Origin of the sequence: Halarsenatibacter silvermanii (assembly GCF_900103135.1) — a bacterium.
GTDB lineage: Bacteria > Bacillota > Halanaerobiia > Halanaerobiales > Halarsenatibacteraceae > Halarsenatibacter > Halarsenatibacter silvermanii.
Window position 1 is genome coordinate 31,442 of the sequence record NZ_FNGO01000011.1, and the last position, 25,194, is coordinate 56,635.

Here is a 25,194-nt window from a genome sequence, read left to right on the forward strand (position 1 = left end):
GAGGAATGGATTAATATGAGATTAGTTATTTTAATTTTATTTGCCTATTTGATGGGCTCAATTCCGACCGGTTTTATAATCACCATGAAAATGCTCAATATTGATATAAGAAAACATGGCAGCGGTAACGTAGGTGCCACCAATGCGGCCAGAAAACTGGGTTTTAAAATGGGAGCTCTGGTTGCCCTGGCGGACATTTTAAAGGGTTTTTTCCCTGTGCTGATTGCTGGTTTTGTTTTGAGCAATAATTATCCGGCTTCGGCAATATATCTGGTCGGTATTGCAGCCATTCTCGGTCATGATAATTCTATCTTTCTTAAGTTTGATGGCGGAAAAGGAGTGGCCACCACTTTCGGTGTAATGCTGGGAATTTCGCCGCCCGGATTTTTGATAATGGCTCTAATATGGCTGGGAATTTCTTTCACACTCAAAATAGTTTCAGTGGCTTCTCTAATTGGGGCTTTTTCATTACCTGTCACAGCCTACATATTGAGCGGAGATTATTATCAGGTTTTATTTGCAGCTATAATTTTTCTGTCGATCGTGGTGACTCACAGGGGCAATATTCAGAGATTGCTCAGAGGAGAGGAAAATCCGATAAACCTGAACGATAGCTAATATTTTATCAGCGGGGTGTTAGAACCGAAAATGAAAAATTGCGCGGTTTTAGGCGGAGGCAGCTGGGGAACAGCTATTTCAGTTCTGCTGGCCAGACAGGATCACAATGTGAGACTTTACACCCGTTCTGCTTCCCGGGCTAGAGAAATTAATGAAGAAAGAGTCAACACAGGTTATTTTCCGGAAATTAAACTTCCAGAAGGAATTCAGGCCGGTTCCGATCCGAAATTTTGCCTGGCTGATGCGGATTATGTATTTATATCTGTTCCTACCGAAGCCACCAGCCAGATACTTTCCACAATTGAAGGATATTTGAGCGGTTCGGAAATAATCATCTCTACTGCCAAGGGCATAGATACTGATAAATTTAAAACCAATTTTGAGATAATAAACAATTATCTACCCAATACAACATCGGTACTATCCGGTCCCACCCATGCCGAAGAAGTGATTAAAAACATGCCGACAGCAGCCGTAGTTGCTGCCAGAAATAGCTCTATTGCCGGAGAGCTCCAGAGGCTTGTTTCTGATGATAGATTCAGAGTTTATCGAAATCAGGATGTTAGAGGAGTAGAACTGGGAGGGGCTGTCAAGAACGTTATGGCTATAGCAGCCGGTATCTCTGATGGGCTGGAGTATGGCGATAATGCCAGAGCTTCACTTGTTACCCGGGGACTGGCGGAAATCAGAAGAATTGGAGCTGCATTTGGAGCAAAAAGTAAGACATTTAATGGTTTATCTGGCCTCGGCGATCTTATCGTTACGGCAGGAAGTACTCACAGTCGTAATAGGACTTTCGGTTATAAGATTGGCTGCGGTTTTACGGTTGAAGATGCCCTGGATGAGGTCGGCCAGGTTGTGGAAGGAGTTAAAACCACCAGGGCGTTGTATAATTTTAACAGCGAAAGAAGCAGCTCTGTTGAAATGCCTATTACAAACCAGGTCTTTAAGGTGATTTTTAATGGTAAAAATCCCGAAAGAGCTGTGGACGAACTTATGATGAGAGAGTACAAAAGTGAATAAAATTAATCACTCTAAAGGAAGGAAATTTTGAACATGTCAAGAATATAAGATATTAGAGGTTCAGGAAATAATTATTAATTATTTCATCCGGGAGGTGAATTAATTGACCAAAACTGAACTTATTGACCACGTAGCTGAGAAAACGGATATGACGAAAAAGGATTGCGACAAAATCATCAATGCCACCTTTGACTCCATCATGGATTATCTGGAAGAAGAGGCAGATAAAGAAGAAGAGCAAAGAGACAAGGTACAGATAATAGGTTTTGGCAGCTTTGAAGTACGGGATAGACAGGAAAGAGAGGGAAGAAACCCTCAAAATCCTGAGGAGACCATTACCATCCCGGCCCGAAGTGTTCCCGTATTTAGAGCTGGCAAAACCTTTAAGGAAGCTGTCAAATAAAGATAGGACTATTACCCTGAAACATTCATTCCAGCAGCAAAAAAATTGATACTACATATTATAGACAACAGAAGCGGTTAATCTCCCGGCAGCTCATCTTTCCGGGAGATTTCTTTTATTCTTTCAAGGTATTTGTCTAAAGAAAATTTTCTTTCCAATCCGTTTCTATTCATATATCTGGTTTTGCCGAATATTTTTCTTTCCTGCCAGGCTCTGTCGTGTTTGCCAAAACACCAGCCTATACCTGAATAGCTATTGGGATCTCTGCCATCCAAAGCATATTTATTGTTTAAATAAAGACTCAGATCAAAAGCTTTTTTCGGAGTTTCTGTCCATTCCAAAATTTTCTTGCCCCAGTACATGCGCATATAGTTTTGTATTTTACCTCTATGGATCAGTTCCAGCTGAGCAGCATTCCAGTATTTATCATGTGTAGAAGCTGTCTCAAATTCGTGACGGCTGTAATTAAATTGCCTTTCATCGTCTTTGTGTTCTGCTAGAGTTTCTCTGGCCCATTCAGGAAGAAATTCAGGAAAGCAGTCGTAATTCTGATTGTAATAGACAAAGTTAAAGCTGAGCTCTCTTCTGACAGTCAGCTCATCCCAGAAATTTTCTATCACAATATCTTTTTTGCTGCTGTGTTCTTTAACTGCAATCGCTATTTCCCGGGGGGAAATGTGACCGAAGTGCAGATAGGGGCTCAGATCAGATTCACACTTGAGATCGGGATCGCTGCGGTTTTTTTCGTAGTGCTCAATCCTGTTATTCAAAAACTCAGTCAATCTTTCTCTGGCAGCAGAATAACCACCGGAAAAATTTTTAGCCTCGGATACTGAATTATTTAAATCCAGATCGTTAAGAAACTCATACTTTCTGGAAAACTTTTCGGGGATGCTGGTGTATTTGCTGCCATCGGGAATGTCACTTTTAAAATCCCAGATCTTTAGATATTCATCTATCTTGTCCTCGAGTTTTTTTCTGAGAGTATAGGCGGCGTATTCTTCTTTATTTGAAGCGGCCGTGACCGGAACTATTAAATTGGTGGAAATTCTTAGTAAAGGGATTTCGATCTCTTCAGCAAGAAGCTTTCTCCAGCTGCGGGCAGGTTTTATATAGCCGCTGTCACAGACCAGGGCTGCTGCTTTTTCGGATTCATTTTTGAGTTCAGTCACAGGGCTGCTGACTTTAATTTTCATACCAAAGCCGCTATCCTGCAATTCCTCGCTGCATTCTTTGACGCCATCATACATAAAAGCGAAATGTCTGTAGTTTCCACCCGGAAATTGAGGCATAAAAACAAAGCAGACAACCAGAGGCAGATTGAGATTGTCAGCGAGCAGGGAGGCTGCCGATAATGCTTTGTTATCTTTTTGTCTTTGAGTGCTCTGCATCCAGTACAGAACGTATTCTCCTTCAGAATTTATGTCTGTCTCTTTGAGTATCTCAATATCCTCACCATCAAATCCGCCTTTGAGAAGATGCTCTTCTAGATCATGAGAATTTGTCATTAACTTTCCTCCTGCTGATAATTTCTTAATGAAAATTTATAATTAACACTCTTTAATAAAATTATATGCAAAGATAAAAAAACCTGCAAAGTTCATTATTTTGCAGGAAATTAATTTTCGGCCCTAAATTATATAAGGTAGGAGAAAACAAAAAATAATTATTTTTAAATGACAGGAGGGTCTTATTAAATGCATAATGAAATTTTAGAAGCATTAAATGATCAGCTGAATCTGGAATTGTATTCCGCTTATGTTTATCAGGCTATGGGAGCTCAGATGGAAGAAGAAGGCTGGGAGGGTTTTGCTCACTGGATGGATATGCAGGCCGAAGAAGAACTCGAGCATGCCCGCAAAATTTACGACTTTATAAATGAAAGAGGCGGAAGAGTTGAACTGCAGGCGATCGACAAACCTCCTTTTGAATGGGATTCGGTAGTCTCTGCCTTCGAGACGGCGTTAGAGCATGAACAAAAAGTCACTCAGTCTATCAATGATATCGTTTCCCTGGCCCGGGAAGAAGATGATTATGCCACTGAATCTTTTCTGCAGTGGTTCGTGGATGAACAGGTTGAAGAGGAAGACACGGTGGAGGGTATACTCGACAAGATGGAAAAAGCAGGAGATCAGGGAATGCTTATGCTCGATAGCGTTTTGGGCAGGCGCGAAGAATAGTAAAATTTATCCGGCCAGAATTAAATAGGCATCAGTGCAGAAATTAATCTTACAACAATTATAACAGATTATAGCTTATATTTTAGGCGAGCCCTAAAAGGCTCGCTTTTTATCTGCTTGATTGAAGCTGCTAAATCAGTTATAATTGAGGCAGGTATCGAAATTAATAATACTAAAAATTTATGAGGGCCTGATATAATTATGCTGGATTTTTTCAAATCTTTGCTCAAAAAATTGGGGTTAATAAGAGGAAACTCAGAGTCAGACTCCATACTTATTGATGTGAAAGATGATAACTGCGGGAGAATTATGGAAGTTAGGGCTTTAAAAACTTACGATCTCCACAGAATATATGAGGATGAGCTGCCCGGAGAATACCGTCTTAAAAAAGTGGTAATATGTGATGAATGTTTTCAAAAAGTTTTTATTGAGGTTTTTTTCGACAGCCGTTATTCCATAGAATCTTACGAAGTTGAAGGTGGAGAAATAATTTTGGAAGATTGAATGCTGCCCTTAAATAATAAAAATTTTCGGAGGGGTTAAAAAATGTTTTTAATAGATAATATCGACGAGATTTATAGAGGTTCTGATGAGAAAAAAATTGAAGACGGCTACATTTTTATCGAAGATCAAAAGATATCTGAAGTTGGAAAAACCGGTGACAAAGCTTATAGAGAACTCAAAAAAGAAGATAAAAATTATATATTGATTTCAGGAGAGAATATGTTAGCTATACCCGGTTTGATTAACACTCATACTCACGCCGGGATGAATATGCTGCGGGGTTATGCTGACGATATGAGCTTAATGGATTGGCTGAAAAATAAAATATGGCCAGCTGAATCTCAATTAACTCCTGAAGATATCAGGATTGGCAGCAGATTTGCCATACTGGAGATGTTAAAGAATGGAATAACCGGTTTTAATGATATGTACTTTGCCATGGATCTTGTGGCCGACGAGGTAAAAAAGTCAGGTATCAGAGCTCAGCTAGGTTATGGTTTGATAGAAGAAAATGATGGGCAGGAAGGCCTGGAAAAAAGCGATGATTTTATCTACAGAAATCATAATGCTGCTAACGGTAGGCTGACATGTAATATAGCTCCTCATTCTCCTTATACCTGTTCCAGCGAATATTTAAAAGGCACAATGGAAATAGCGGATAAATACGATATAAATATTCATACACATGTGGCTGAAACCGAAGGAGAAGTTCAGAATCTGATTGACAGTGAGGGAAGACCTCCGGTAGAATATTTGCACAGTCTGGGATTTTTTGAACAGAATGTTATAGCAGTTCATTCTGTACATTTAAGTGATGATGAAATTGAAATTTTTGCTGAAAAAGATGTATCAATCTCTCACAATCCTACCAGCAACGCAAAACTTGCCAGCGGCATTGCTCCTGTCAAAAAAATGCTGGCAGAGGGAATTAATGTAACTCTGGGTACTGATGGGGCTGCCAGCAATAACAGGCTTGATTTGATCTCCGAAGCCAGAATGGCTTCCTATCTACAGAAATTGGAAACTTCCAATGCTGCCACCCTCAATACGCGGGATCTTCTTGCTATGATGACAGAAAACGCTGCTGAAGCTTTAAACTGGATTCTGCTCGGAAAAATTAAATCCGGTTTCAGGGCTGATATAGTTCTAATCGATAAAAAATCAAGTCCTGAATTTTATCCTGATTATGATAGTCTTTCAAATCTTTTGTATGCTTCAAAATTAGAGAGTGTCGATCATGTATTTATCGATGGAGAGATGATAGTAAAGAACGGAGAGGTAAAAACCATAGATGAAAAAGAGGTGTATCGCGAGATTCATAGGCGCTCAGAGAAACTGAAGAATGATTAGAAAATTAGAATTTTGACAATTAATCTAATGAGAAATTTATAGAGCATAAGTTTTGACAGCCTCTTCAGCAATAAAGGCTGTCCTGGAGGTTATATAATGAAGTTCAAACCTAAATCGGCATTGGTTTTGCTGCTGGGTATTTTGCTCGCCTTCGTGATTTTTATTCTGGCAGGCAGCAGATTCATCACGGATATCCTCTGGTTTTCAGAGCTGGAGCTGCTGGATGTTTTTCTGACCAGAATTTTCGCTGAGGCCGGTCTGAGGCTGGCTATTGGTATTACAGCCTTTTTGTTTTTTTATATAAATCTCAGATATACCCGCGAAGAACTCCTGCTTTCCATAAATATCTATGATGATGACCAGATCAGCACTATTTTTGAAGGAAGACAGATACCTATTATAGACTGGCTGACTTCGAAAAGATTGACCTATCTTTATGTTGGCATAAGTGCTTTTTTGGGGTTTGTCTTTAGCGGAATCGGCTCGGGAGTCTGGGAACCGGTACTGAAGTTTTTAAATCAGGAACCTGCCGGGGTGGCCGATCCAATTTTTGGAAATGACGTATCTTTTTATCTTTTCAGCCTGCCCGTTCTGGAATATTTCAGAGAGCTGTTGGTCATTGTGGTTGTGCTGGCGGCTATTATCACTGGTTTTATCTATCTGTTTACCTCAGAATTTTTGAGCGGGACGGGAGTTAAAACCGCCAGTGGACTGTCTCTAAAAATTTCCGAGAGGGCCAAAAGACACCTTGCGGTTTTGCTGGCAATTTATCTGGCCTCAAAAATACTTGATTATAGACTATCGATGTATAGGCTTTTATTTTCTGAGAGAGGAGTGGCATTTGGAGCCAGTTTTACTGATATACATGCCACCCTGCCCGGCCTGAGAATACTTTCAGTTCTGGTGGTCATTCTTACAGGCCTGGTGCTTTTTTCTCTTTACAGAAAACAGTATAAGTTGATCTTAGGGGTAATAGGCATCTGGGCGGCAGCTTCTATATTTTTCGGATTTGTTTATCCCGGCTTTGTACAGCGTTATAGAGTTGAACCAAACGAGCTGGTCAGGGAGAGGCCCTATATTTCCAACAATATCGAGATGACTTTAGAAGCCTATGATCTGGCCGAGGTGGAAGAGCAAAGATTTGAGCTTGATTATGAACTCTCTCGTGAGGATATCGATAATAATCCCGAGATAATAGATAATCTCAGATTGTGGGATGATCGTCCTCTAGCAGCAACTTTCAGTCAGCTGCAGGAGCTGAGACAGTATTACTCTTTTCGGGATGTTGATGTCGACAGATATACGATCGATGGCGAGTACAGACAGGTGATGCTGTCCTTGAGAGAGCTGGATAAGGACAACCTGCCTTCTCATGCTCAAACCTGGGTTAACAGGCACCTGCAGTACACTCATGGATATGGCGCTGTCATGACCGGGGTGAGTGAAGCCACTGAAGAGGGTCTGCCCAGATTTTTACTGCAGGATATCCCCCCCAGAACAGATACCGATATTGAACTGGGTGAACAGTCTATTTATTACGGCGAAAACACCAATGAATATGTAATTACCAATAATGAAGAAGAAGAATTTCATTATCCTGTCAATGGAGAAAACGTTTATACTCGATATGATGGTCAGGGCGGTGTTCAGCTCTCTAGCTTTTTGCGGCGGGCGCTCTTTTCTCTCAGATATAGTGATATACAGATAATGCTGGCAGATCAAATTCGTGAAGAATCCAGAATAATGTTTGATAGAAATATCCAGGATAGAGTGAGGAAAATAGCGCCATTTCTGGTTTTTGACGACGATCCCTATCCGGTGCTGGCCGAAGGAAGAATACACTGGATTCAGGATGCTTACACTATTTCGGACAGATATCCTTACAGCGAGCCTTATAATCAGAATATGAATTATATCAGAAACTCCGTAAAGATAGTTATGGATGCATATGAAGGGGACCTGGACTTCTACATCACCGAAGAGGACGATCCCATAGTGAACACATATGCCAATATATTTCCGGATCTCTTTAAGCCTCTGGATGAGATGCCTGATTCTCTGCGAAGTCATATAAGATATCCTCAGAATATTTTTTCGATCCAGGCCGACATTTACAGCCTGTATCATATGACTGACCCCAATATATTTTATAATCGGGAAGATGTCTGGGAAGTCCCCCGGGAAAATTATGCGGGCCGGGAAATAAAGGTTGAACCTTATTATATTTCTACCAGATTGCCCGGAGAAGACGACGTTGAGTTCACTTTAATGCTTCCCTTCACTCCTGCCAGAAGAAATAATATGGTCGCCTGGCTGGGAGCCAGATCTGATGGTGAAAATTATGGTGAACTGAAGCTTTACAGCTTCCCTCGAGGGGAGCTTGTTTACGGGCCTTCCCAGATCGAATCGAGGATAGACCAGCATGGATATATCTCTCAAATGCTCAGCCTCTGGGATCAGGTCGGTTCTGAGGTGATAAGGGGTAATCTTCTGGTTATCCCCATTGAAAACTCAATCGTTTATATTGAACCGGTATTTTTGCAGGCTGAAAGGGGGGCGCTGCCGGAGCTGAGGCAGGTTATAGTAGCTTTTGGTGACAGAATAGCCATGGAAGATAATGTTGAAAGGGCTTTAGAAGTTGTTTTCGGAGAGAGAGACCCTACTCATGATATTGAGGATTCTGAAGAGCTGGAGGAGATAGAAGAGCTGGAAGAAGATATTGAAATACCCGAGGCAGATCCTGAAGTGGAAGAAGATATGGAAGCTCCAGAAATAGATCCTGAGGAACCAGTGGATGAACTGGAACCGGAATTTGAAGAGGTCGATGAACTGCCTGAAGAGACTGAAGAGATCATTGCGATGATCTCTCAGGCTTATCACGAAGCTCAGCAGGCTTTACAGGAAGGCAACTGGTCTGATTACGGCAGACATATGGATGAGTTAGAAGAGCTGCTGAGGGAATTTGAAGACCAGGATTAAAACCATAAATCTATTTTTAGCCTGTATAATTCTGGCAGGAGGGAATTTGTTGACTACCAGTATGGACAATTTTGAACTTGAAAAAAAGGCCCGACAGCATGGATTTGAAGCTGTCGGGTCTGTTTCTATTGATGTTCTCAAAAAAATTAAATCACGCGGGGATACGAAGAAATATATACCCGAAAATACTGAGACTTTTTTTATTTTTTTTCAGAGCTATCCTCTGGCAGACCCGATAAACTTTAAAGATTACAGCGAGGAGATCAGGATAGCTTATTTTGCCAGGATTTATGATTATCATGATATTTTAAAGAGAAAATTAAAAGAAATTTCTCAGGAACTGACAGCGGAGACCGGGAGGTTTCACAGCTGGTGGGGAGCCGATGACCACTCACTCCCGGAAAAATATCTCGCCAAAAAGGCGGGTCTGGGTTTTTGGGGATTGAACACTCTTCTGATCAATCGCGATTTAGGATCTTTTGGATTTTTAGGGGTGATAGCCTCCCCTTTAAAATTCGAGGAAGTCCAGGAACAAAAATCCTCTCCTGTTGAGAAGGCTCATATTGAAAAGACTGACTCCTGTTGTTACAAGCCTGCCCGGATCTGTGAAGATTGTTTTAAATGTTTGAAGGCCTGTCCTGTGGATGCGCTCTCAAAAGAAAAGATAAAACTGGATTCAGATAAATGCATCAGCTCATTGACCCAGCGCAGGGGAAGATTTGACTGGAGGAGACTGGCCCAATTTCAGAATCATTTCTGGGGATGCGATATCTGTCAGCAGGTCTGTCCCTGCAATAAAATTTTAGACTATGGCAGAAAAAATTACGGAGATTATGACGCAGGGAACCGAGGAATATCTGCTGACCACTGGCCCCGTGTCGGACCGATGACGGTAAATGAGGTATTAAAATTGCGGAGAAGAGATTTGCCCTCCTGCTGGAGTTCATATGCTTTTGGCTGGCGGGGAACAAGGATTTTGGTAAGAAATATGTTGATTGTGCTTGCTAACAATCTCAAACCTGTTTATGTAAAGGAGATAGAGGAGATGACCCGGGATCCATCCCCGATAATAAGATTTTACGCTTTTTATTGTCTTTATCGCTGGTACTGGCAGGAGAATAAAGATAGAGCCAAAAATTTCATTGCAGAGAAGATAGAAGAGGAAAAGAACTCGAAAAATCTGCAGACTTTAAAAAATATATGGAACAGCAGGGAGGAATTCGTCACGTGATAAGTATAAATATTGCCGGAAAAAGCTTCAGTTTTAAAAAAGGAACAGCTTTAAAAGAAGTTTTTCAATCCGCTCTTACCGATAACTGTCGGATTGTGGCTGCCATAGTGGACAGCTGTATTAAAAATTTGAATCATGAGCTCGATAGTTCTAATGAGGGCAGCGAAATATCACCGCTCAATAGAGGAGAAGAACTCGGTAATCGTGTATATCGCAGGAGTTTATTTATGCTTCTGGCCCGTGCTGTTGACGAATTATACCCGGAAGGAATGCTAAAAATTGCCCATTCGCTCAGCAACGGTGTATACTGCGAATTGATCAAAAATAACAGCTCTTTCAACCAGCATGATCTCAAAAAAATAAAAATCAAAATGAATGAGCTGGTGGATAAGGATATACCTTTGGAAAAAAAGAGGTTAAAAGTTAAAGATTTAAAGGATATTTATCGCAGAGAAGCGCTGCCGATAAAGGTCGGCCTGCTGGAAAGATTTGATGATGACAGTGAAGTTTCCACCTACAGATTGGGAGATTACTATAATTATTTTTATTATCCGCTGGTCCCTTCCACCGGTTATTTAAAAAAATTTGAACTGCAATATTGCATGCCCGGTTTTGTTGTTCTTTTCCCTCAATCTCAAGATTCTGATGAGGTGCCCGACTTTGTGGATCAGCCCAAACTGGCGAATGTTTTTCAGGAATATGAACGCCTGGGAGAAATTTTAGATGTTGGTTATGTGAATGACCTCAACTGCCGAATAACGAATGGTAGGCACGATGAACTGGTGAGAATTTCCGAAGCTCTGCACGAAAGAAAGATAGCCGCCATAGCGGACGAAATATATGACAAAATTGAAAAAAGAAAAATCATTTTAATTGCGGGCCCCTCCTCCTCCGGAAAAACGACCTTTACTCACAGGCTTGCCACCCAGCTCAAAGTCGATGGCCTAAATCCTGTAACTATTTCTACCGATGATTACTTTGTCGACAGAGAAAATACTCCCAGAGACGAAGAAGGCAATCCAGATTTTGAAGCTTTAGAGGCGATAAAGCTGGATTTATTCAATGAACATCTGCGCAAACTAATTCAGGGAGAGGAAATAGAGCTTCCTGAATTCAACTTCAACACAGGCAGAAGAGAAAAAAGCGGTCAAACTTTGAAGATAAGGGAAGAACAGCCTGTTCTTATCGAAGGGATTCATGGTTTGAACGAGGAGCTCACTCCGGTTATACCTCAAAACCAGAAGTTCAAAATTTACGTAAGTGCTTTAACCCAGTTGAATCTAGATCAGCATAATCGTATTCCTACTTCTGATACCAGGTTAATGAGAAGAATCATCAGAGATTATAAATATAGAGGGCATGATGTGGAAAGAACACTGGAGTTGTGGCCAAATGTACGTCGGGGAGAGGAGAGAAATATTTTTCCCTATCAGGAGAATGCAGATGTGACGTTTAACTCTGCTCTTATTTATGAACCCGCCGTCATAAAAAAATATCTGCTGCCACTTTTAAAACGGGTGGAAGAGGAAAGTCCTCATTACCATGAAGTAAAAAGGCTGCAGGAAATTCTTTTTTATCTCGAGCCGATGCCTGATCTGGCTGTGCCCCAGATCTCAATATTAAGAGAGTTTATCGGAGGAAGTGCCTTCAGGTAATTTTAGATGATCTGGATTGTTTTTTCGATTTTTCGCTGAAAAATCTATAGTTTATAATCCGGGATATTTCCTGCCAGTTTTCAACACGTCCCAGATAATTATCGAGTTTTAGAAGTCTTGAGCGGGAAATTGAATCTCTGTTATGATGTCTATTGAATAAAGCTGCTGGTATTCCTGCTTCACTCAGTTCTATTATATTCTGCATTTTGTCGTCGACAAAGAATTTTAGGCTGCATTTTCGGGCCAGAGGAGCTTTATCATCTTCATGATAAAGGCTGTCAAATGTTATATCATTTTTCTGCAGCCATTTCTCTGTTACCCGGCGATACTGGGACTCTCTTGCTGTAATCAGTATGATTTCACAGCCTTTATTTTTGAGATTGCAAAATAACTCTCTGACGCCCTCAGCGGGAGGAACCTGACTGTATATTTCTGTCAGATGTTCATCCAGAAATTGATCCAGCTGTTCCTGAGAGATACCATAGGCTTCTGTCATATCATAGCTGTTTTTGATCAGTTTTACCTCTTCTTCCAGGAATCTGGAAAGATATCTGGACCATATGTTTTTCTCTGCTCTGCCCTCTGCGGTTATTACACCATCTATATCAAAACCAAGTCTGAATGCTTTTGACATCATAAAACCTCCTGAAGAGAGTATGGTAAAACAGATTGAAGGCCTGAAAAAATATCATAAATATCATAAATTCATTTCCTCAATCCATGTCAATGTCATGTTATCATCAAAAATATAAAACTACAACCCTGAAATTGGCCGAAGACTTCATCAAATTTTTCCAGTCCGGCAGACCAGAAATTGTTTTAGAGAAAGGAGCAATATTATAATGCAATTGCAGCAGGAAAAAGCAAAAAAAATCAGCGGTATATTGAGCGAAAAATATCCGGTGCCCGAAACTGCTCTGGATTATAAAACTCCCTTTCAACTGCTTGTTGCGACAATTCTTTCCGCTCAGACTACTGATACTCAGGTAAATAAAGTGACCTCCGATTTGTTTGAAAAATATTCAAGACCTCAGGATTTTGCTGAGCTGGAAGTGGAGACATTATCTGAAGAGATAAAATCTATTGGACTTCATAGAAGTAAAAGCGAATATATCATCAAATCCAGCCGGATGATTATCGATATATTCGAAGGTGAGGTCCCCAGAAGTTTTGATGATCTGCTAAAGCTTAATGGGGTTGGCCGCAAGACAGCCAGTGTGGTCATTTATGCTGCTTTTTCCCGGCCGGCATTTCCGGTAGACACCCATGTATTCAGGGTTTCTCGGAGATTGGGCCTGGCCGACGGAAAAAATCCCGAAAAAGTTGAAGAACAGCTCAAAGAATTATTTCCGGAGGATGATTGGGGGGACATGCATCATCGTCTGATTTATCACGGAAGAGAAGTCTGCAAGGCAAGAAGCCCTGACTGCAGCAGCTGTCAGCTTCAAGATTTTTGTGATTACTTCAAAAATAATTTCAAATAATCTTGAGCCGTTCAAAAGCTTTAACATTTCAGGGCTTTCTCCATATGAGTTAATTTAATATAATTTTAGTCATATTCATATATCACTTCGCTTCATAGATACCAATACTTGTTAAGCTCCTGCAATTAAAGTTATAAGCAACCCTGAGTATACAGTAAAGAGGGTAATTTAACCAACTATTCCGGAGAAGAACCTCATAAAAAAACAAACAGGAGGATGATGAAAATGAACTTAACCAGTGGAAAGCTGCAAAACTTTAAAAATTATGAGCTCGGACAGATTCTGAAAGGAAATATCGAAAGAGGCAGGGATCTTAAAATCAGACTGGAAGAGATAATTAAGGAGGCAGGAATTGAGGCCGGTTATGTGCAGGTGCTCGGCGCCGTTAGATGTGCGCGGTTGGGCTATTTTAATCAAAATAGCTGCGAGTATGAATACCACAACTTCGACGAACCTGTGGAAATTATTAATTGCTCCGGAAATATATCGCTTTCAGCAGAAAACGAACCTACACTCCACGCCCATATGGTCGTCAGCGATAAATCGGGCAAAGCTTTTGGCGGACATTTAGAGACCGGAACGGAAGTTTATGTGGGAGAAACGATAATACAGGAGTTTAAGGGTGAGCCTCATCGCAGAAGTGAGGATCCCGAATCTGGCCTGACCCTCTGGAGTTATTAGAACAGAAGAGATATCAGGTAAAGGAGGTGACGGAGCTTGCATGTAAAAAAAATTTTAAGCCCGGCGGCAGCTTTTGCAGCTGCATTAATCTTCTTTTCAATTTTACTGCCGGGTGCTGCCGGGGAGGCCGGAGAGATCGATGAGTTTCTCTCAGCCGATGAGGAAGAACTCAGGAAATTTATGGATCAGGACTGCGAGCGCTGGGAAAAGCTCCGTCACCTCGCTTTTCATCACCAGTCCGAGAACAATATGGAAGATTATGTTTATTACCTGGAAAGGGCCGCCGAATTAAAGCCTGATAGTGATAAATTGAATCTGGAAGCTGCTATTGCCAATCATCAAAAAGGCAGATTTGAGGAGTCTGCTCGCATGTTTGAACCCATTTTAGATGAGATATCTCAGAATACGACTGAACTCGAAACCATCAATAAGAGAAGAGCGTATTATTATGCCGGGCAGGCCCAAAAAGCAGCGGGAGATTATTCTGAAGCCAGATCTATCTGGAAAGAGGGAACAGAAATAGATGACCATCCCGGATTTTATCAGTCTCTGGCTGATAGTTTTATGGAGCAGGAGTATTATGAACGGGCTTTATATTATTTTGAAAAGGCAGTAGAGCTCGATAACTCTTTCAACCATCTCTATCTTGACATGGCCGAAGCAGCCGAGTATGCCGGCGAATATGAAGCCGCTCTTGAGTACTGGAGAAAAAGCATGAATACGGGTATCAGAGTTGAGAAAGCCAGGAACAGGCTGGAAGATTTGAGGTCAAAAATCGAAACTGATCCCTCTCCTGCTGAAATTCCCCCTGAAGAGAAAAAAGATCCTGATGAACTGGCCTGGCAGCCCCAATTTCGCGATATTTATGATATAAATGAATATCTGTCCGGAGATGAACTCGGTCCTGAAGTAAAAGTTGGACTGGGGGAAAGAAGAGATGATCTTTTACTGCAGACCGATGATTACAAAATTGTGAAAAACAGCGAGGGGAATATTTTTCACGTAATTCCTCCTCGTAGAACTTTGAAAATTTCTCTGCAGGCAGGAAAATTTATTTTTGAGCAGGAGGGCGGCTTTCAAAACCGGACAGATATTGATAAACTCGCAATTCCGGCCGATAATTTGATAATTTACAGCAAAACAGATGCTGCCTCATTCTTTATCAATGATATATCTTATGGTCAGGATTATTACTGGGCAGGAAGAGAATCCAGGCAGTACAGGGGAGATATTTTATTATCTCCAGATGATGAAAATAGTGAATTTGCTGTAATAAACAGGATAACTATGGAGGAGTATCTTCTATCGGTAGTACCGGCTGAAATGCCCTCGCGGTGGCCAGGAGAAGCTTTGAAAGCTCAGGCTCTGGCAGCACGAAGCTATTTTATATCCGGAATATCATCCCGGCATCCTGAAGAAGAATATGACTTTTGTGATACGGTGCACTGTGCTGTTTATAACGGGGTAAGATCGGAAAATGATCGGACCAATCAGGCTGTCAAAAAAACAGCCGGAGAAGTCGGCAAGCATGACGGGAGGGTAATAAGTGCTGTCTTCAGCAGCAACAGCGGCGGCCAAACACAGGCTGGGGAAACAGTCTGGGGAGGGAATTCTGATTATCTTCAGTCTATCAGTCTTATTGAGAGAGAAGGATATAACGACTCCGGACTTCCCGGTGATCTTCAGGACTGGTTTCATCAAAAAGTCGAAACATACTCCGGTCCCGGGCCCTATACAGCTGAGGAAGCGTACAGATGGATGCGCCCGATTAAGCCTGAATTTATCGAAGCAGAACACAATTTAAGCCAACTTGAGAATCTGCAGGTAACCGAAAGAGGCGATGGTGGTTTCGTACAGGAAGTATTATTTTCATCAAAAGATGGAACTAACATCAGGCTGGAAGGTGGAAGGATAAGAGAGGCTTTAGGCGGTCTCAGGAGCAATAACTTCATAATACATAGAGAGTACAATGAAAAAGGACAGATTGAGAGATTTGTACTTTATGGAGCCGGTTGGGGCCATGGAGTGGGTATGGATCAAACTGCAGCGGCTAACATGGCCAGTGAGGGCAGAAAATATGATGACATTTTTCGCAGTTTTTATCGAAATACTGATATAGAAAAAATCTATGGATCTTCTTGTTATTAGTTGATAGATATCGTATAAGATCACTATCATGGCAGTAATGACTGGAAGATATAAAGCAAAGTGATTCTCGAAATTTTTCGAAACTCAGGTTAAGTCCGTGGCCAAAAAATAGTGTCCCCGGCTCAGGATGTACCGGACTGAGCGTGAGCTCAGGGAAGAGCTCACGCGAAGGGAGCGCAATTTTTTGGCCGAAAACTAAACCTATGTCGGGGAAAAATTTCATTGTGAACGAAGCTTTATATCTTACAGTACAACTAAATGAAGTTTTTTTACACACCTATTAACCAACTGATAACAAGAAGATCAAAATCTATTAAAAAAGTGGTGGGATAATGGAGATTACTTTTCTGGGGACGGGAACATCTCACGGGGTGCCGGTGCCGGGATGTAACTGTCAGACCTGTAAATCATCTGACCCGAGAAATAAAAGATATAGAACTTCTCTTTTTGTAGAACTGGAAAATAAAAGCCTTATGATAGATACACCGCCTGAACACAGACTTCAGATGGTGAGATGGGGTCCTGTAACTCCCGACATAATTCTTTTTACTCATGAACATGCTGATCATATTATGGGTTTTGATGATCTTCGTTCTATGAACTGGAGAAAGAATGACACAATACCCTGCTTTGGAAATAAAAGGACGGTTAAGCGCATCAAGCAGACTTTTTCCTATATCTTCGAGGAAAACAGCTATCACGGCGGAGGAACTCCCCGGGTGGATATTTTTAACCTGGAGGATCTTTCCTCCAGCTGGCAGCAGATTATAACTCCTCTGCCGGTAAAACACGGCGAACTGGACGTATTTGGTTATCGCATAGGTCCGCTGGCTTATATTACCGATGTAAGCAGTATTCCTTCTCAAACTCTATCTAAGCTCGAGGGAATTGAGGTTTTAATATTGGGTGTTCTGCGCGAGCGTCCACACCGTACGCATCTAAATCTGGAACAGGGGAAAAATCTTGTCAATAAAATAGACAAACCCAGAACTTTTTTTACCCATATTTCTCATGATCTGGAATATGCGGAGACCAATCGCAAACTGCCCGAGCATATAGATCTGGCTTACGATGGCCTCAAGGTAAAGATTTGATCATATGAAACTTGATCACATTAGAATTGTCAGGATACAACGGGGGGTTCATCGATGAACATTGTTCTGGTAAATCCGCAGATCCCTCAAAACACAGGTAATATAGCCAGGACCTGTGCTGTGACTGGATCTACGCTCCATCTTGTAAAGCCTCTGGGTTTCAGTCTGGATGATAAATATTTGAAAAGAGCCGGTCTTGACTACTGGGATCAGCTGGATATAAATATCCATGAAAATTTTGATCGTTTCTGGAGAAAGGCAAGCAAAAAAAGAGTTTACATCTTTACCAGTAAATCACAACGATCATATCATAAAATTCAATATGATCTGGACGAGTATTTGATATTTGGACCTGAACCGGATGGAATGTCTGAAGAGTTTTTGCGGGATAATTATTCGAAATGTTTGAGGATACCGATGCTGGATGAGGCCCGTTCACTAAACCTTGCCAATTCTGTGGCCATAGTGACTTATGAAGCTTTCAGACAGCACAATTTTCCCGATTTTAAAAGAGAGGGTAATTTTCTAAAGGAATTTTGAGCTGAACTCCAATTCGGGACTGAAGTTAAATTTAAATCTATGCTGGGGGAATTATAAATGTCAGAGAAAATACCAGACCAAAAATTTCTGCAGAAACTTTGCGAAATGTCGGGGGCTTCCGGGCATGAAGATGACCTGCATGAACTTTTACAGGAAAAATTTGCCCCGGTTACGGATGAATGCCAGGTGGACAATTTTGGTAATTTTATAGCACGAAGTTGTGGTTCAGAGGATGTGGATATGAGAATTATGATAGCTGCGCACATGGATGAGATAGGACTGATGGTCAAAAAAATTGATGAGGAGGGCTTTATAAGAATTTCAGCGGTGGGAGGAATCGATCCGAGGACACTGCCGGGACAGCGAGTAAAAATACACGGTAAAGAGGTTTTGACCGGTATAATTGGCTCTCTTCCTCCGCATCTTCTGGACAGAGAGACCAGAAAGAATAAAGCCCATAAATTAAAAGATCTCTATATTGACACGGGTATGGCTGCTGATGAGCTCGAAGAGGTTATTTCGGTGGGAAACGTGATTACCCTGGATCGAAAACTTGAAAAGCTCAATGGCAATTATGTCAGTGGCAAGGCGTTTGATGATAGAGCTGGAGTTATGATGATGTATGAATGTGCCAGGGAGTTTCAGAAACTGAGCCATGCCTCTGATATATTTTTTGTAGCTACTACCCAGGAGGAGCTTGGTTATAAAGGGGGCATCACTTCAGCATACGATTTAAATCCGGAAATAGCATTTGCCATAGATGTTACCCACGGTCTTATGCCGGGAGTAGATAAAAGCAAAGCTGTGGATATGGATGGGGGTCCTGTAATATCTTTTGGTCCTCATGTTCATCCTGATCTTTTTAAACTTCTGCAGGACACCGCCAGAGAACGGGATATATCACATCAAATAGAACCCAGCTCTTCTCCTTATGGAACTGATGCAGCCGGAATTCAGATAGTGAGATCGGGAGTGGCTACTGCTCTTTTGAGCATTCCTTTGAGATATATGCACACTTCTGTGGAAACCGTTAAACTTGACAATATAAAACACGGGGCCTATCTACTGGCGCGTTCGATTGCAGAAATAGATGAAGAGTTTGTGGAGGAGTTAACATGCTATTAAAAAAACTCAGCGAGGCTGCAGGAGCTTCCAGCAGAGAAAATGAAGTAAGAGATATCATTAGAGCCGAGATCGAGGACAGGGTTGATGAGATGAGAGTCGATGTTATGGGCAATATAATAGCGACTTCGGGAGCAGATAAAGAAGGAACTTCTCTGATGCTGGCTGCTCATATGGATGAGATCGGGCTTATGGTGACTGATATCAAGGAAAATGGTCTTCTGAGCTTTTCGGCTCTGGGAGGAATTGATCAAAGAATTCTGGTTTCTAAGGTAGTCGAGGTCGGCGAAGATAAGGTCACCGGAGTTATAGGCTCAAAAGCTGTGCATCTTCAGAAGAAAAGCGAAAGAAAAAGGCCCATAGATATGGATAATCTGTATATTGATATCGGCGCTGAAAGCAAAAAAGAAGCTGAAAAAAATATAAGCAGAGGTGACACTGCGGTTTTTAAATCCGATTTTAAAGAGCTTAATGGAGGATATTTTACCGGTAAAGCTTTCGATGATCGAGCGGGCTGTGCTATTCTGTCTGAACTGACCTCGATCGATCCAGAGGTTAAAACTCATTTTGTTTTTACAGTTCAAGAAGAGGTGGGACTGAGAGGGTCCAGGCAGGCGGCTTATGATTTAAACCCCGACTTTGCAGTTGCGGTTGAAGCCACTACAGCAGCCGACGTTCCTGAAAATGATGAACACAGATATTCCACAGAATTGGATGAAGGACCGGCTTTGACCATTCAGGATAGAAAGCTTATCAGTGATAGACTTCTTATGCAGGAGCTCATTAGAAGAGCTGAAGAATCAAATATAGGATATCAATTTCGCCGTACAGCCGAAGGAGCGAATGATGCAGGGGTTATACACCTGACCAGATCAGGAATACCTTCAGCGGTTGTTTCCGTGCCCTCAAGATATATACATTCTCCTCACGGGCTGATGAGCAGTGACGATTATGAGGATACAAAAAAGCTAATCAAAAACTTACTAACAAATTTTGATAAAGAAGGGAAGTTGAAAAAACATGATTGAATTTTTACAAAAAATTACAGGAGCGTTTGGTCCGGCCGGCGAAGAAAAAATAGTCAAAGATATTATCAGGTCTGAAATCGACAACTTCTGTCAGGACATCCGGGAGGACAAACTGGGCAATATGATTGTTTATCAGGAAGGAGAAACGGATAGAGATATCATGATCGCAGCCCATGCGGATGAAATAGGTCTTATGATCACACATATTGATGAGGACGGGTTTTTAAGGTTTACTCCCGTAGGAGGACTCAGGGTTAAATGGATTCCGCAAAAAAGCTTTATATTTTCTGATGGAATTGTTGGTACTGTAGGAGTTGAAGAGGAAAAAAAGAATGATAAAAAATTAAAGTTTGCAGATATGTATCTGGATATAGGCGCTGAAAACAGGGAAAAGGCCGAAGAACTGGTCAAAATAGGTGATACAGCTGTTTATACCAGAAACTTCGTTGAAGCGGGCGGTAAAATAATAGCCAATAGTCTTGATGATAGAGCCGGATGCGCTTTGCTTGTCAAGCTGATTCAGGAGATGGAAGATTTTCCTCACAATATACATTATGTATTTACCGTTCAGGAAGAGGTTGGCTGCAGAGGAGCTAAAACAGCAGCTTATGACATCAATCCTGACGCGGCTCTGGCTGTAGATGTTACTGCCACAGGAGACACCCCCGGTTCGAAGAAGCGGGAGGTTTCTCTCGGAGAGGGGACGGCCATCAAGGTTATGGACAGGGGCAGTATAACAGATACCCGCATCAAAAATCTGCTGACTGAACTGGCAAAGGAAAATGAAATACCCTATCAGTACGAAGTTCTGGAAGCCGGAGCTACTGATGCCCATACCATTCAGTTGAGTCGGGGTGGTGTCCCCAGCGGTACTGTTTCAATTCCCTGCCGCTATATTCATTCTCCCGGCGAGATGATAGATATGGATGATATGAACCACTCCTTCGAATTGATCAAGAACTTTTTGCAATCAAAAGAACTGGCCGAAATCACTGACTGAACTGACCTTGTTTTATTGACTGCTCATATTATCAGGGAGGATTGTTAAGCATGAAAAATTTTAAATATGTTAGAGGCCCGGTAAAATCACGAAGATTAAATCTGTCGCTGGGAATAGATCTGTTTCCAAAAAATATTTGCAGTGAAGATTGTATATATTGTGAATGCGGAAAAACGGAAAGATTGACCGCAGTGAGAGATGAATATACAGATACAGAAGAAGTTATAACTGAGCTGGAATCCAGGTTAAAAGATAATCCTGAATGCAATTACGTTACATTTTCGGGCAGAGGAGAACCCACTCTGCATTCTTCCCTGGGAAGGATAATAGATTTTATATCGGAAGAATTTCCGGATTACGATATAGCAGTTTTGACCAACAGCACACTTTTGCACCGCGCCGAAGTCAGAGAAGAACTTGCAAATGCTGATCTCCTGGTTCCTTCACTTGATGCTGGCAGTTATGAAACCTTCAATAAGATCTGCAGACCAGCTCCCGGGATAGAGTTTGAAAATATTGTTTATGGCCTCAAAAAAGCGACGGAATCTTTTGCCGGAAAAGTCTTTCTGGAAATTTTGCTTCTATCGGGCCTGAATGATTCGGAGGAAGAGATAAATAATATTTCCGATATTCTATACGATCTGCATTACGATAGAATAGATCTCAATACGCTGGACAGGCCGCCGGCAGAAAAACATGCCCGAAAGATGAAGGAGAAGAGTTTGAAAGAGATAGCCCAAAAACTGCCCGGCAGGGTAAAAATATTTAACTGAAACCTAATTTTTTAACACAGATAAAAAAGTTGAAAAAAATGAGGTGAAAATATGTCCTGGAGTTTAATAATTTTAGTATTGATACTATTATTCTTTGTGATCATACCTCTAATAAAGAACAAAATAATTCGGCATAAAAGAATTAAGAAAATGAAGAGTATCGAAGAGCAAAGGGATAGCAGAGTTATCACCCTGATTCACAGACAGGAAATTTTGGGCCTGATTGGGATGCCTTTCACCCGGTTTATCAATATAGAGGACTCCGAGGAGATTTTAAGAGCGGTGCGAGAGACAGACAGCGATAAACCGATAGATCTTATTCTTCATACTCCCGGAGGGCTGGTTCTGGCGGCCGAACAGATAGCGAGGGCTATAGACCGTCATCCGGCGCCGGTAAAGGTTTTGATTCCTCATTATGCAATGTCAGGTGGTACTTTGATAGCGCTGGCAGCGGATAATATAATTATGGATCAAAATGCTGTTCTGGGCCCGGTAGACCCTCAGATAAGTGGATATCCAGCTGCTTCGATCAAAAATGTTTTGGACCGCAAAGATATTAATGAGGTTGATGATGATACGCTGATTAAGGCGGATATTGCTGAAAAAGCAGTGATTCAGCTGGAGAACTTTCTCGAGGGGATATTGGCCGATGATTTTGAGCCGGGTGAGATTGAAAAAATCACAAAAAATCTATCACGGGGAAAATTCACACATGATTTTGCCCTTACCTGTGATGTTCTACAGGAGCTAAATATAGATCATCATACAGATCTGCCTGATGGGATTTATGAGTTGATGAAGCTTTATCCTCAGCCAGGACAGGGCTATCCTTCGGTTAATTATCTAAGTTATTGATCTTCCTTTGAGCAAATTTTGCGGTATTATTAGCTCTGATTGCTATATTAAAAATCTGGCATGTCATCTATGGCATCTTTTTTCTGTTCGGGATCGGTGTGGGTATAAATTTGTGTTGCAGAAATATCCTGATGACCCAGCAGATCTTTTAAAACATTTAAATCCTTGGTTTCTTTGTATAGAGTAGTGGCAAAAGTGTGTCTTAACTTGTGAGGGGTTATTTTTTCCGAATTTCTCAGGCCGGCTTCCCGGGCATATTTTTTTACGGTGTGCTGAACGGTTCTAACACTGATTCTATTGCCACGGGCGGAGAGAAAAAGAGCTTTTTCAGCATCATCATCCTTCTTTTTCATTTCCTCCCTATTATCCAGATATTCAATAATGGTTGTTATTACATCCTCATGCAGGGGAACAAACCTTTCCTTATTGCCCTTGCCGTAAAACTTTAGAGATTCGTCATCAAAATCAATATTTTCCAGGTCTAAATTAACCAGCTCAGAAACTCTCAATCCGGCATAAAGGAATATTTTGATTATGGCCAGATCCCTCAGTTTATACCTTGAGCTGGAATTTCTTACAGTCCGCAGATATTTCCGAGCCTGATTTGTCTTCATATAAATCGGTTCCGCTCTCCTTTCAGTTTTGCTCGTCTCTATATCTTCAGCAGGATTTTCCTCCAGATAGGAATTGCGGACCAGAAATTTAAAAAAAGAACGCAGGCTGAAAAGTTTCCGATTTCGGGTTACAGGTGAGTTTTCTTTTTCGATTACTATATCACCTAAAAATTCCGCCATATGAAATTTGTTTATCTTCGGAACTGCAAAATTATCGGAGAAATCATAGTTTTCCTTCAGGTACTCTTTGAACAAATTTAAATCACTGGTGTATTCTTTGACGGTCAGACCAGAATAACTTTTTTCAACCAGCAGATGCCTGCGAAAACGATAGACGGCTGTTTCAAAGGTTACAGATTCCATTTTTAATTACCTCCACAAGTATTTTTACATAAAAGTTTTGTTTTCTGCAAAAACCTGTACATAATCAATTCATGATAGATTTGAAAAATCCTCCCTGTTCATATTTGGCATCAACTGTTAGGGAGAAGACAGATGATGTTTTACTTTTTTTATCATTATGTTATTATGTCTGTAAAGATGCTTATTTTATTAGTCTTGTTCTTCTTTCCGGGTGTGTATCAAATTATGAATGCTGGAGGTGAAAAACATGTCCGAAAACCTGGAATTATTTTATATGCCTTACTGTCCTTTCTGCAAGAAGGTGACCAGATTTTTAAAGGAGAAAAATATCGAAGAAGAAGTAGAGCTCAAGAACATAAATAAAGATTCTGAGGCCCATGAAAAATTAAAAAAGACAGGAGGTGAGGATCAGGTTCCCTGTCTTTTTATAGATGGAGAGCCGATGTATGAATCGAATGACATTATTGAATGGTTGAAAGAAAATAAAGTCGAATAAAAATACATTTTTCATCTTTTCTTTAAATTGCCTTTTGTACTTGATTAATTATCCGCTTTGTGTTATTGTGTATTATAGCAAAATAATAAGATTTAGGAGGAATGTGTTTAATGATTTATACTGGTAAGGTCAAATGGTTTGACACGAAAAAGGGTTTTGGTTTCATCGAACGAGAGGGAGAAGAGGAAGATGTTTTTGTTCACTTTTCAGCAATTCAGGAAGAAGGCTTCAAAAATCTTGAGGACGGTCAGGAAGTAGAGTTTGAGATCGTTGAAACTGATCGAGGTCCTCAAGCTGAGAACGTCGTTAAGGTTTAAATAAACCGTAACGACTGAAAGCCCCGGCTTAGTCGCCGGGGTTTTTGCTGTTTGATTATTTCATGGCCGCAAAGTAAATGAGGTTTTGAACTTCGGAGGTGATACTTTGTCAACTTTTGATTTTTCTGCTTTCGAAGAACTGGTGGAAAATAACAGGTGCTGCAGAAGGTTTAAACAGGAAGATGGATTTTCCAGAGAGGAATTGAGTAAACTGGTTAATCTGGCGCGCAAGACATCTTCTGGTGCCAACAGACAGCCCCTGAAGTACTATCTTGCCCGTGAGGAAGAGATGAATGAGAAGATCTTCTCTACTTTGAGCTGGGCTGGAGCTTTAAAAGAATGGGATGGGCCTGAAGAAGGAGAAAAGCCTTCAGGTTACATAGTTATGCTGGGAGATAAAGATATTGCCGAAAATTTTTACTGTGACCCGGGTATAGCAGCTCAAACAATTCTGCTGGGAGCCAGAACTGCCGGAAGAGCGGGCTGCATATTTGCCGCTATAGATAAAGAAGAGCTGCGGGAAAAGTTAAATCTTGATGATCGTTTTGAAATTCTTTATGTGCTGGCACTGGGAACCCCGGACGAAGAAATAGAACTGGAAAAGATGGAAGGAAGCGACTTTAATTACTGGCGAGATGAAGACGATGTTCATCATGTTCCCAAACGCAGTCTGGAAGAAATTATAATAAATTAGGTTTGAATATCCTGCATATTTTAAGTTTTATAAAAGCCTGAG

At 41.1% G+C, this 25,194-nt stretch carries 25 protein-coding genes; 22 read left to right on the forward strand and 3 right to left on the reverse strand.

What is annotated here, in order from left to right:
- The first annotated feature begins 15 nt into the window (after positions 1-15).
- The 3 genes from plsY (at position 16) to BLT15_RS07250 (ending at position 2,044) form a co-directional block, all read left to right on the forward strand.
- The gene (gene plsY, locus BLT15_RS07240) at positions 16-618 is read left to right on the forward strand and encodes a glycerol-3-phosphate 1-O-acyltransferase PlsY (protein WP_089760218.1); all 603 of its coding nucleotides are present in this window, start codon (positions 16-18) and stop codon (positions 616-618) included.
- A 30-nt stretch (positions 619-648) separates the two neighbouring features.
- Positions 649-1,641, forward strand: a complete 993-nt coding sequence (locus tag BLT15_RS07245; protein WP_089760221.1) for an NAD(P)H-dependent glycerol-3-phosphate dehydrogenase — start codon at positions 649-651, stop codon at positions 1,639-1,641.
- A 103-nt stretch (positions 1,642-1,744) separates the two neighbouring features.
- The gene (locus BLT15_RS07250; protein WP_089760223.1) at positions 1,745-2,044 is read left to right on the forward strand and encodes an HU family DNA-binding protein; all 300 of its coding nucleotides are present in this window, start codon (positions 1,745-1,747) and stop codon (positions 2,042-2,044) included.
- Positions 2,045-2,121: 77 nt separating this feature from the next.
- Here BLT15_RS07250 and BLT15_RS07255 read toward each other — a convergent pair whose 3' ends face one another.
- A complete protein-coding gene (locus tag BLT15_RS07255; protein ID WP_089760225.1) occupies positions 2,122-3,552 on the reverse strand; it encodes a deoxyribodipyrimidine photo-lyase in 1,431 nt (476 codons plus the stop codon).
- Between the two features lie 189 nt (positions 3,553-3,741).
- Here BLT15_RS07255 and BLT15_RS07260 point away from each other — a divergent pair, with 189 nt between their 5' ends.
- The 6 genes from BLT15_RS07260 (at position 3,742) to BLT15_RS07285 (ending at position 11,943) form a co-directional block, all read left to right on the forward strand.
- Complete coding sequence (locus tag BLT15_RS07260) at positions 3,742-4,224, forward strand: ferritin (protein WP_089760227.1); 483 nt, start codon at positions 3,742-3,744, stop codon at positions 4,222-4,224.
- A gap of 201 nt (positions 4,225-4,425) precedes the next feature.
- Positions 4,426-4,728, forward strand: coding sequence for a hypothetical protein (locus BLT15_RS13220; protein WP_089760230.1), 303 nt, complete (start codon positions 4,426-4,428; stop codon positions 4,726-4,728).
- Positions 4,729-4,770: 42 nt separating this feature from the next.
- Positions 4,771-6,078, forward strand: a complete 1,308-nt coding sequence (locus tag BLT15_RS07270; protein ID WP_089760232.1) for an amidohydrolase — start codon at positions 4,771-4,773, stop codon at positions 6,076-6,078.
- A 96-nt stretch (positions 6,079-6,174) separates the two neighbouring features.
- The gene (locus BLT15_RS07275) at positions 6,175-9,057 is read left to right on the forward strand and encodes a UPF0182 family membrane protein (protein WP_089760234.1); all 2,883 of its coding nucleotides are present in this window, start codon (positions 6,175-6,177) and stop codon (positions 9,055-9,057) included.
- A 49-nt stretch (positions 9,058-9,106) separates the two neighbouring features.
- Entirely contained in the window at positions 9,107-10,288 is a 1,182-nt protein-coding gene (locus BLT15_RS07280) for an epoxyqueuosine reductase (RefSeq protein ID WP_089760237.1), read from the forward strand.
- On the forward strand, positions 10,285-11,943 hold the full coding sequence (locus BLT15_RS07285) for a nucleoside kinase (protein ID WP_234985541.1): 1,659 nt from the start codon (positions 10,285-10,287) through the stop codon (positions 11,941-11,943). The genes BLT15_RS07280 and BLT15_RS07285 overlap by 4 nt, the downstream gene beginning before the upstream one ends.
- On the opposite strand, the gene BLT15_RS07290 is transcribed toward BLT15_RS07285, so the two are convergent.
- The gene (locus tag BLT15_RS07290; RefSeq protein WP_159429855.1) at positions 11,936-12,577 is read right to left on the reverse strand and encodes a 5' nucleotidase, NT5C type; all 642 of its coding nucleotides are present in this window, start codon (positions 12,575-12,577) and stop codon (positions 11,936-11,938) included. The two genes, BLT15_RS07285 and BLT15_RS07290, sit on opposite strands and share 8 nt — an antisense overlap.
- A gap of 208 nt (positions 12,578-12,785) precedes the next feature.
- On the opposite strand from BLT15_RS07290, the gene nth reads away from it, so the two are divergent.
- The 10 genes from nth to BLT15_RS07340 all read left to right on the forward strand — a co-directional run bounded on the left by nth (position 12,786) and on the right by BLT15_RS07340 (position 22,668).
- On the forward strand, positions 12,786-13,427 hold the full coding sequence (gene nth, locus BLT15_RS07295; RefSeq protein ID WP_089760243.1) for an endonuclease III: 642 nt from the start codon (positions 12,786-12,788) through the stop codon (positions 13,425-13,427).
- A gap of 225 nt (positions 13,428-13,652) precedes the next feature.
- On the forward strand, positions 13,653-14,108 hold the full coding sequence (locus tag BLT15_RS07300) for a PPC domain-containing DNA-binding protein (protein ID WP_159429856.1): 456 nt from the start codon (positions 13,653-13,655) through the stop codon (positions 14,106-14,108).
- 36 nt (positions 14,109-14,144) lie between these two features.
- Positions 14,145-16,256 (forward strand): SpoIID/LytB domain-containing protein, encoded by a 2,112-nt coding sequence (locus BLT15_RS07305; RefSeq protein ID WP_089760247.1) that lies wholly within the window; start codon positions 14,145-14,147, stop codon positions 16,254-16,256.
- 332 nt (positions 16,257-16,588) lie between these two features.
- Positions 16,589-17,350, forward strand: coding sequence for an MBL fold metallo-hydrolase (locus tag BLT15_RS07310; protein ID WP_089760250.1), 762 nt, complete (start codon positions 16,589-16,591; stop codon positions 17,348-17,350).
- 54 nt (positions 17,351-17,404) lie between these two features.
- Entirely contained in the window at positions 17,405-17,890 is a 486-nt protein-coding gene (gene trmL, locus BLT15_RS07315) for a tRNA (uridine(34)/cytosine(34)/5-carboxymethylaminomethyluridine(34)-2'-O)-methyltransferase TrmL (RefSeq protein WP_089760252.1), read from the forward strand.
- 57 nt (positions 17,891-17,947) lie between these two features.
- Entirely contained in the window at positions 17,948-19,015 is a 1,068-nt protein-coding gene (locus BLT15_RS07320; RefSeq protein ID WP_089760254.1) for a M42 family metallopeptidase, read from the forward strand.
- The gene (locus BLT15_RS07325; RefSeq protein ID WP_089760256.1) at positions 19,006-20,040 is read left to right on the forward strand and encodes a M42 family metallopeptidase; all 1,035 of its coding nucleotides are present in this window, start codon (positions 19,006-19,008) and stop codon (positions 20,038-20,040) included. The genes BLT15_RS07320 and BLT15_RS07325 overlap by 10 nt, the downstream gene beginning before the upstream one ends.
- Positions 20,033-21,040 (forward strand): M42 family metallopeptidase, encoded by a 1,008-nt coding sequence (locus BLT15_RS07330; protein WP_089760258.1) that lies wholly within the window; start codon positions 20,033-20,035, stop codon positions 21,038-21,040. The genes BLT15_RS07325 and BLT15_RS07330 overlap by 8 nt, the downstream gene beginning before the upstream one ends.
- A gap of 50 nt (positions 21,041-21,090) precedes the next feature.
- Complete coding sequence (locus BLT15_RS07335; RefSeq protein ID WP_089760261.1) at positions 21,091-21,813, forward strand: radical SAM protein; 723 nt, start codon at positions 21,091-21,093, stop codon at positions 21,811-21,813.
- 51 nt (positions 21,814-21,864) lie between these two features.
- Positions 21,865-22,668 carry an SDH family Clp fold serine proteinase gene (locus tag BLT15_RS07340; RefSeq protein WP_089760263.1) on the forward strand — a complete coding sequence of 268 codons (804 nt, stop codon included), beginning with the start codon at positions 21,865-21,867 and terminating at the stop codon, positions 22,666-22,668.
- A 47-nt stretch (positions 22,669-22,715) separates the two neighbouring features.
- Here BLT15_RS07340 and BLT15_RS07345 read toward each other — a convergent pair whose 3' ends face one another.
- Positions 22,716-23,645, reverse strand: coding sequence for a tyrosine-type recombinase/integrase (locus BLT15_RS07345; RefSeq protein WP_089760266.1), 930 nt, complete (start codon positions 23,643-23,645; stop codon positions 22,716-22,718).
- 247 nt (positions 23,646-23,892) lie between these two features.
- Here BLT15_RS07345 and BLT15_RS07350 point away from each other — a divergent pair, with 247 nt between their 5' ends.
- From BLT15_RS07350 to BLT15_RS07360, 3 genes are all read left to right on the forward strand, one after another.
- Complete coding sequence (locus tag BLT15_RS07350; RefSeq protein WP_089760267.1) at positions 23,893-24,141, forward strand: glutaredoxin family protein; 249 nt, start codon at positions 23,893-23,895, stop codon at positions 24,139-24,141.
- A 110-nt stretch (positions 24,142-24,251) separates the two neighbouring features.
- Positions 24,252-24,458, forward strand: coding sequence for a cold-shock protein (locus tag BLT15_RS07355; protein ID WP_089760269.1), 207 nt, complete (start codon positions 24,252-24,254; stop codon positions 24,456-24,458).
- 106 nt (positions 24,459-24,564) lie between these two features.
- Positions 24,565-25,152: a nitroreductase family protein gene (locus tag BLT15_RS07360; protein ID WP_089760271.1), complete on the forward strand. Its 588-nt coding sequence runs from the start codon at positions 24,565-24,567 to the stop codon at positions 25,150-25,152.
- Positions 25,153-25,194 lie beyond the last annotated feature (42 nt).

What these genes read in the sequence shown, in the direction of transcription:
- plsY (WP_089760218.1), top strand. Translation starts at nt 16, where the DNA reads ATGAGATTAGTTATTTTAATTTTATTTGCCTATTTGATGGGCTCAATT.
- BLT15_RS07245 (WP_089760221.1), top strand. Translation starts at nt 649, where the DNA reads ATGAAAAATTGCGCGGTTTTAGGCGGAGGCAGCTGGGGAACAGCTATT.
- BLT15_RS07255 (WP_089760225.1), bottom strand. Translation starts at nt 3,552, where the DNA reads ATGACAAATTCTCATGATCTAGAAGAGCATCTTCTCAAAGGCGGATTT.
- BLT15_RS07260 (WP_089760227.1), top strand. Translation starts at nt 3,742, where the DNA reads ATGCATAATGAAATTTTAGAAGCATTAAATGATCAGCTGAATCTGGAA.
- BLT15_RS13220 (WP_089760230.1), top strand. Translation starts at nt 4,426, where the DNA reads ATGCTGGATTTTTTCAAATCTTTGCTCAAAAAATTGGGGTTAATAAGA.
- BLT15_RS07270 (WP_089760232.1), top strand. Translation starts at nt 4,771, where the DNA reads ATGTTTTTAATAGATAATATCGACGAGATTTATAGAGGTTCTGATGAG.
- BLT15_RS07275 (WP_089760234.1), top strand. Translation starts at nt 6,175, where the DNA reads ATGAAGTTCAAACCTAAATCGGCATTGGTTTTGCTGCTGGGTATTTTG.
- BLT15_RS07290 (WP_159429855.1), bottom strand. Translation starts at nt 12,577, where the DNA reads ATGTCAAAAGCATTCAGACTTGGTTTTGATATAGATGGTGTAATAACC.
- nth (WP_089760243.1), top strand. Translation starts at nt 12,786, where the DNA reads ATGCAATTGCAGCAGGAAAAAGCAAAAAAAATCAGCGGTATATTGAGC.
- BLT15_RS07300 (WP_159429856.1), top strand. Translation starts at nt 13,653, where the DNA reads ATGAACTTAACCAGTGGAAAGCTGCAAAACTTTAAAAATTATGAGCTC.
- BLT15_RS07310 (WP_089760250.1), top strand. Translation starts at nt 16,589, where the DNA reads ATGGAGATTACTTTTCTGGGGACGGGAACATCTCACGGGGTGCCGGTG.
- trmL (WP_089760252.1), top strand. Translation starts at nt 17,405, where the DNA reads ATGAACATTGTTCTGGTAAATCCGCAGATCCCTCAAAACACAGGTAAT.
- BLT15_RS07320 (WP_089760254.1), top strand. Translation starts at nt 17,948, where the DNA reads ATGTCAGAGAAAATACCAGACCAAAAATTTCTGCAGAAACTTTGCGAA.
- BLT15_RS07325 (WP_089760256.1), top strand. Translation starts at nt 19,006, where the DNA reads ATGCTATTAAAAAAACTCAGCGAGGCTGCAGGAGCTTCCAGCAGAGAA.
- BLT15_RS07330 (WP_089760258.1), top strand. Translation starts at nt 20,033, where the DNA reads ATGATTGAATTTTTACAAAAAATTACAGGAGCGTTTGGTCCGGCCGGC.
- BLT15_RS07335 (WP_089760261.1), top strand. Translation starts at nt 21,091, where the DNA reads ATGAAAAATTTTAAATATGTTAGAGGCCCGGTAAAATCACGAAGATTA.
- BLT15_RS07340 (WP_089760263.1), top strand. Translation starts at nt 21,865, where the DNA reads ATGTCCTGGAGTTTAATAATTTTAGTATTGATACTATTATTCTTTGTG.
- BLT15_RS07345 (WP_089760266.1), bottom strand. Translation starts at nt 23,645, where the DNA reads ATGGAATCTGTAACCTTTGAAACAGCCGTCTATCGTTTTCGCAGGCAT.
- BLT15_RS07350 (WP_089760267.1), top strand. Translation starts at nt 23,893, where the DNA reads ATGTCCGAAAACCTGGAATTATTTTATATGCCTTACTGTCCTTTCTGC.
- BLT15_RS07355 (WP_089760269.1), top strand. Translation starts at nt 24,252, where the DNA reads ATGATTTATACTGGTAAGGTCAAATGGTTTGACACGAAAAAGGGTTTT.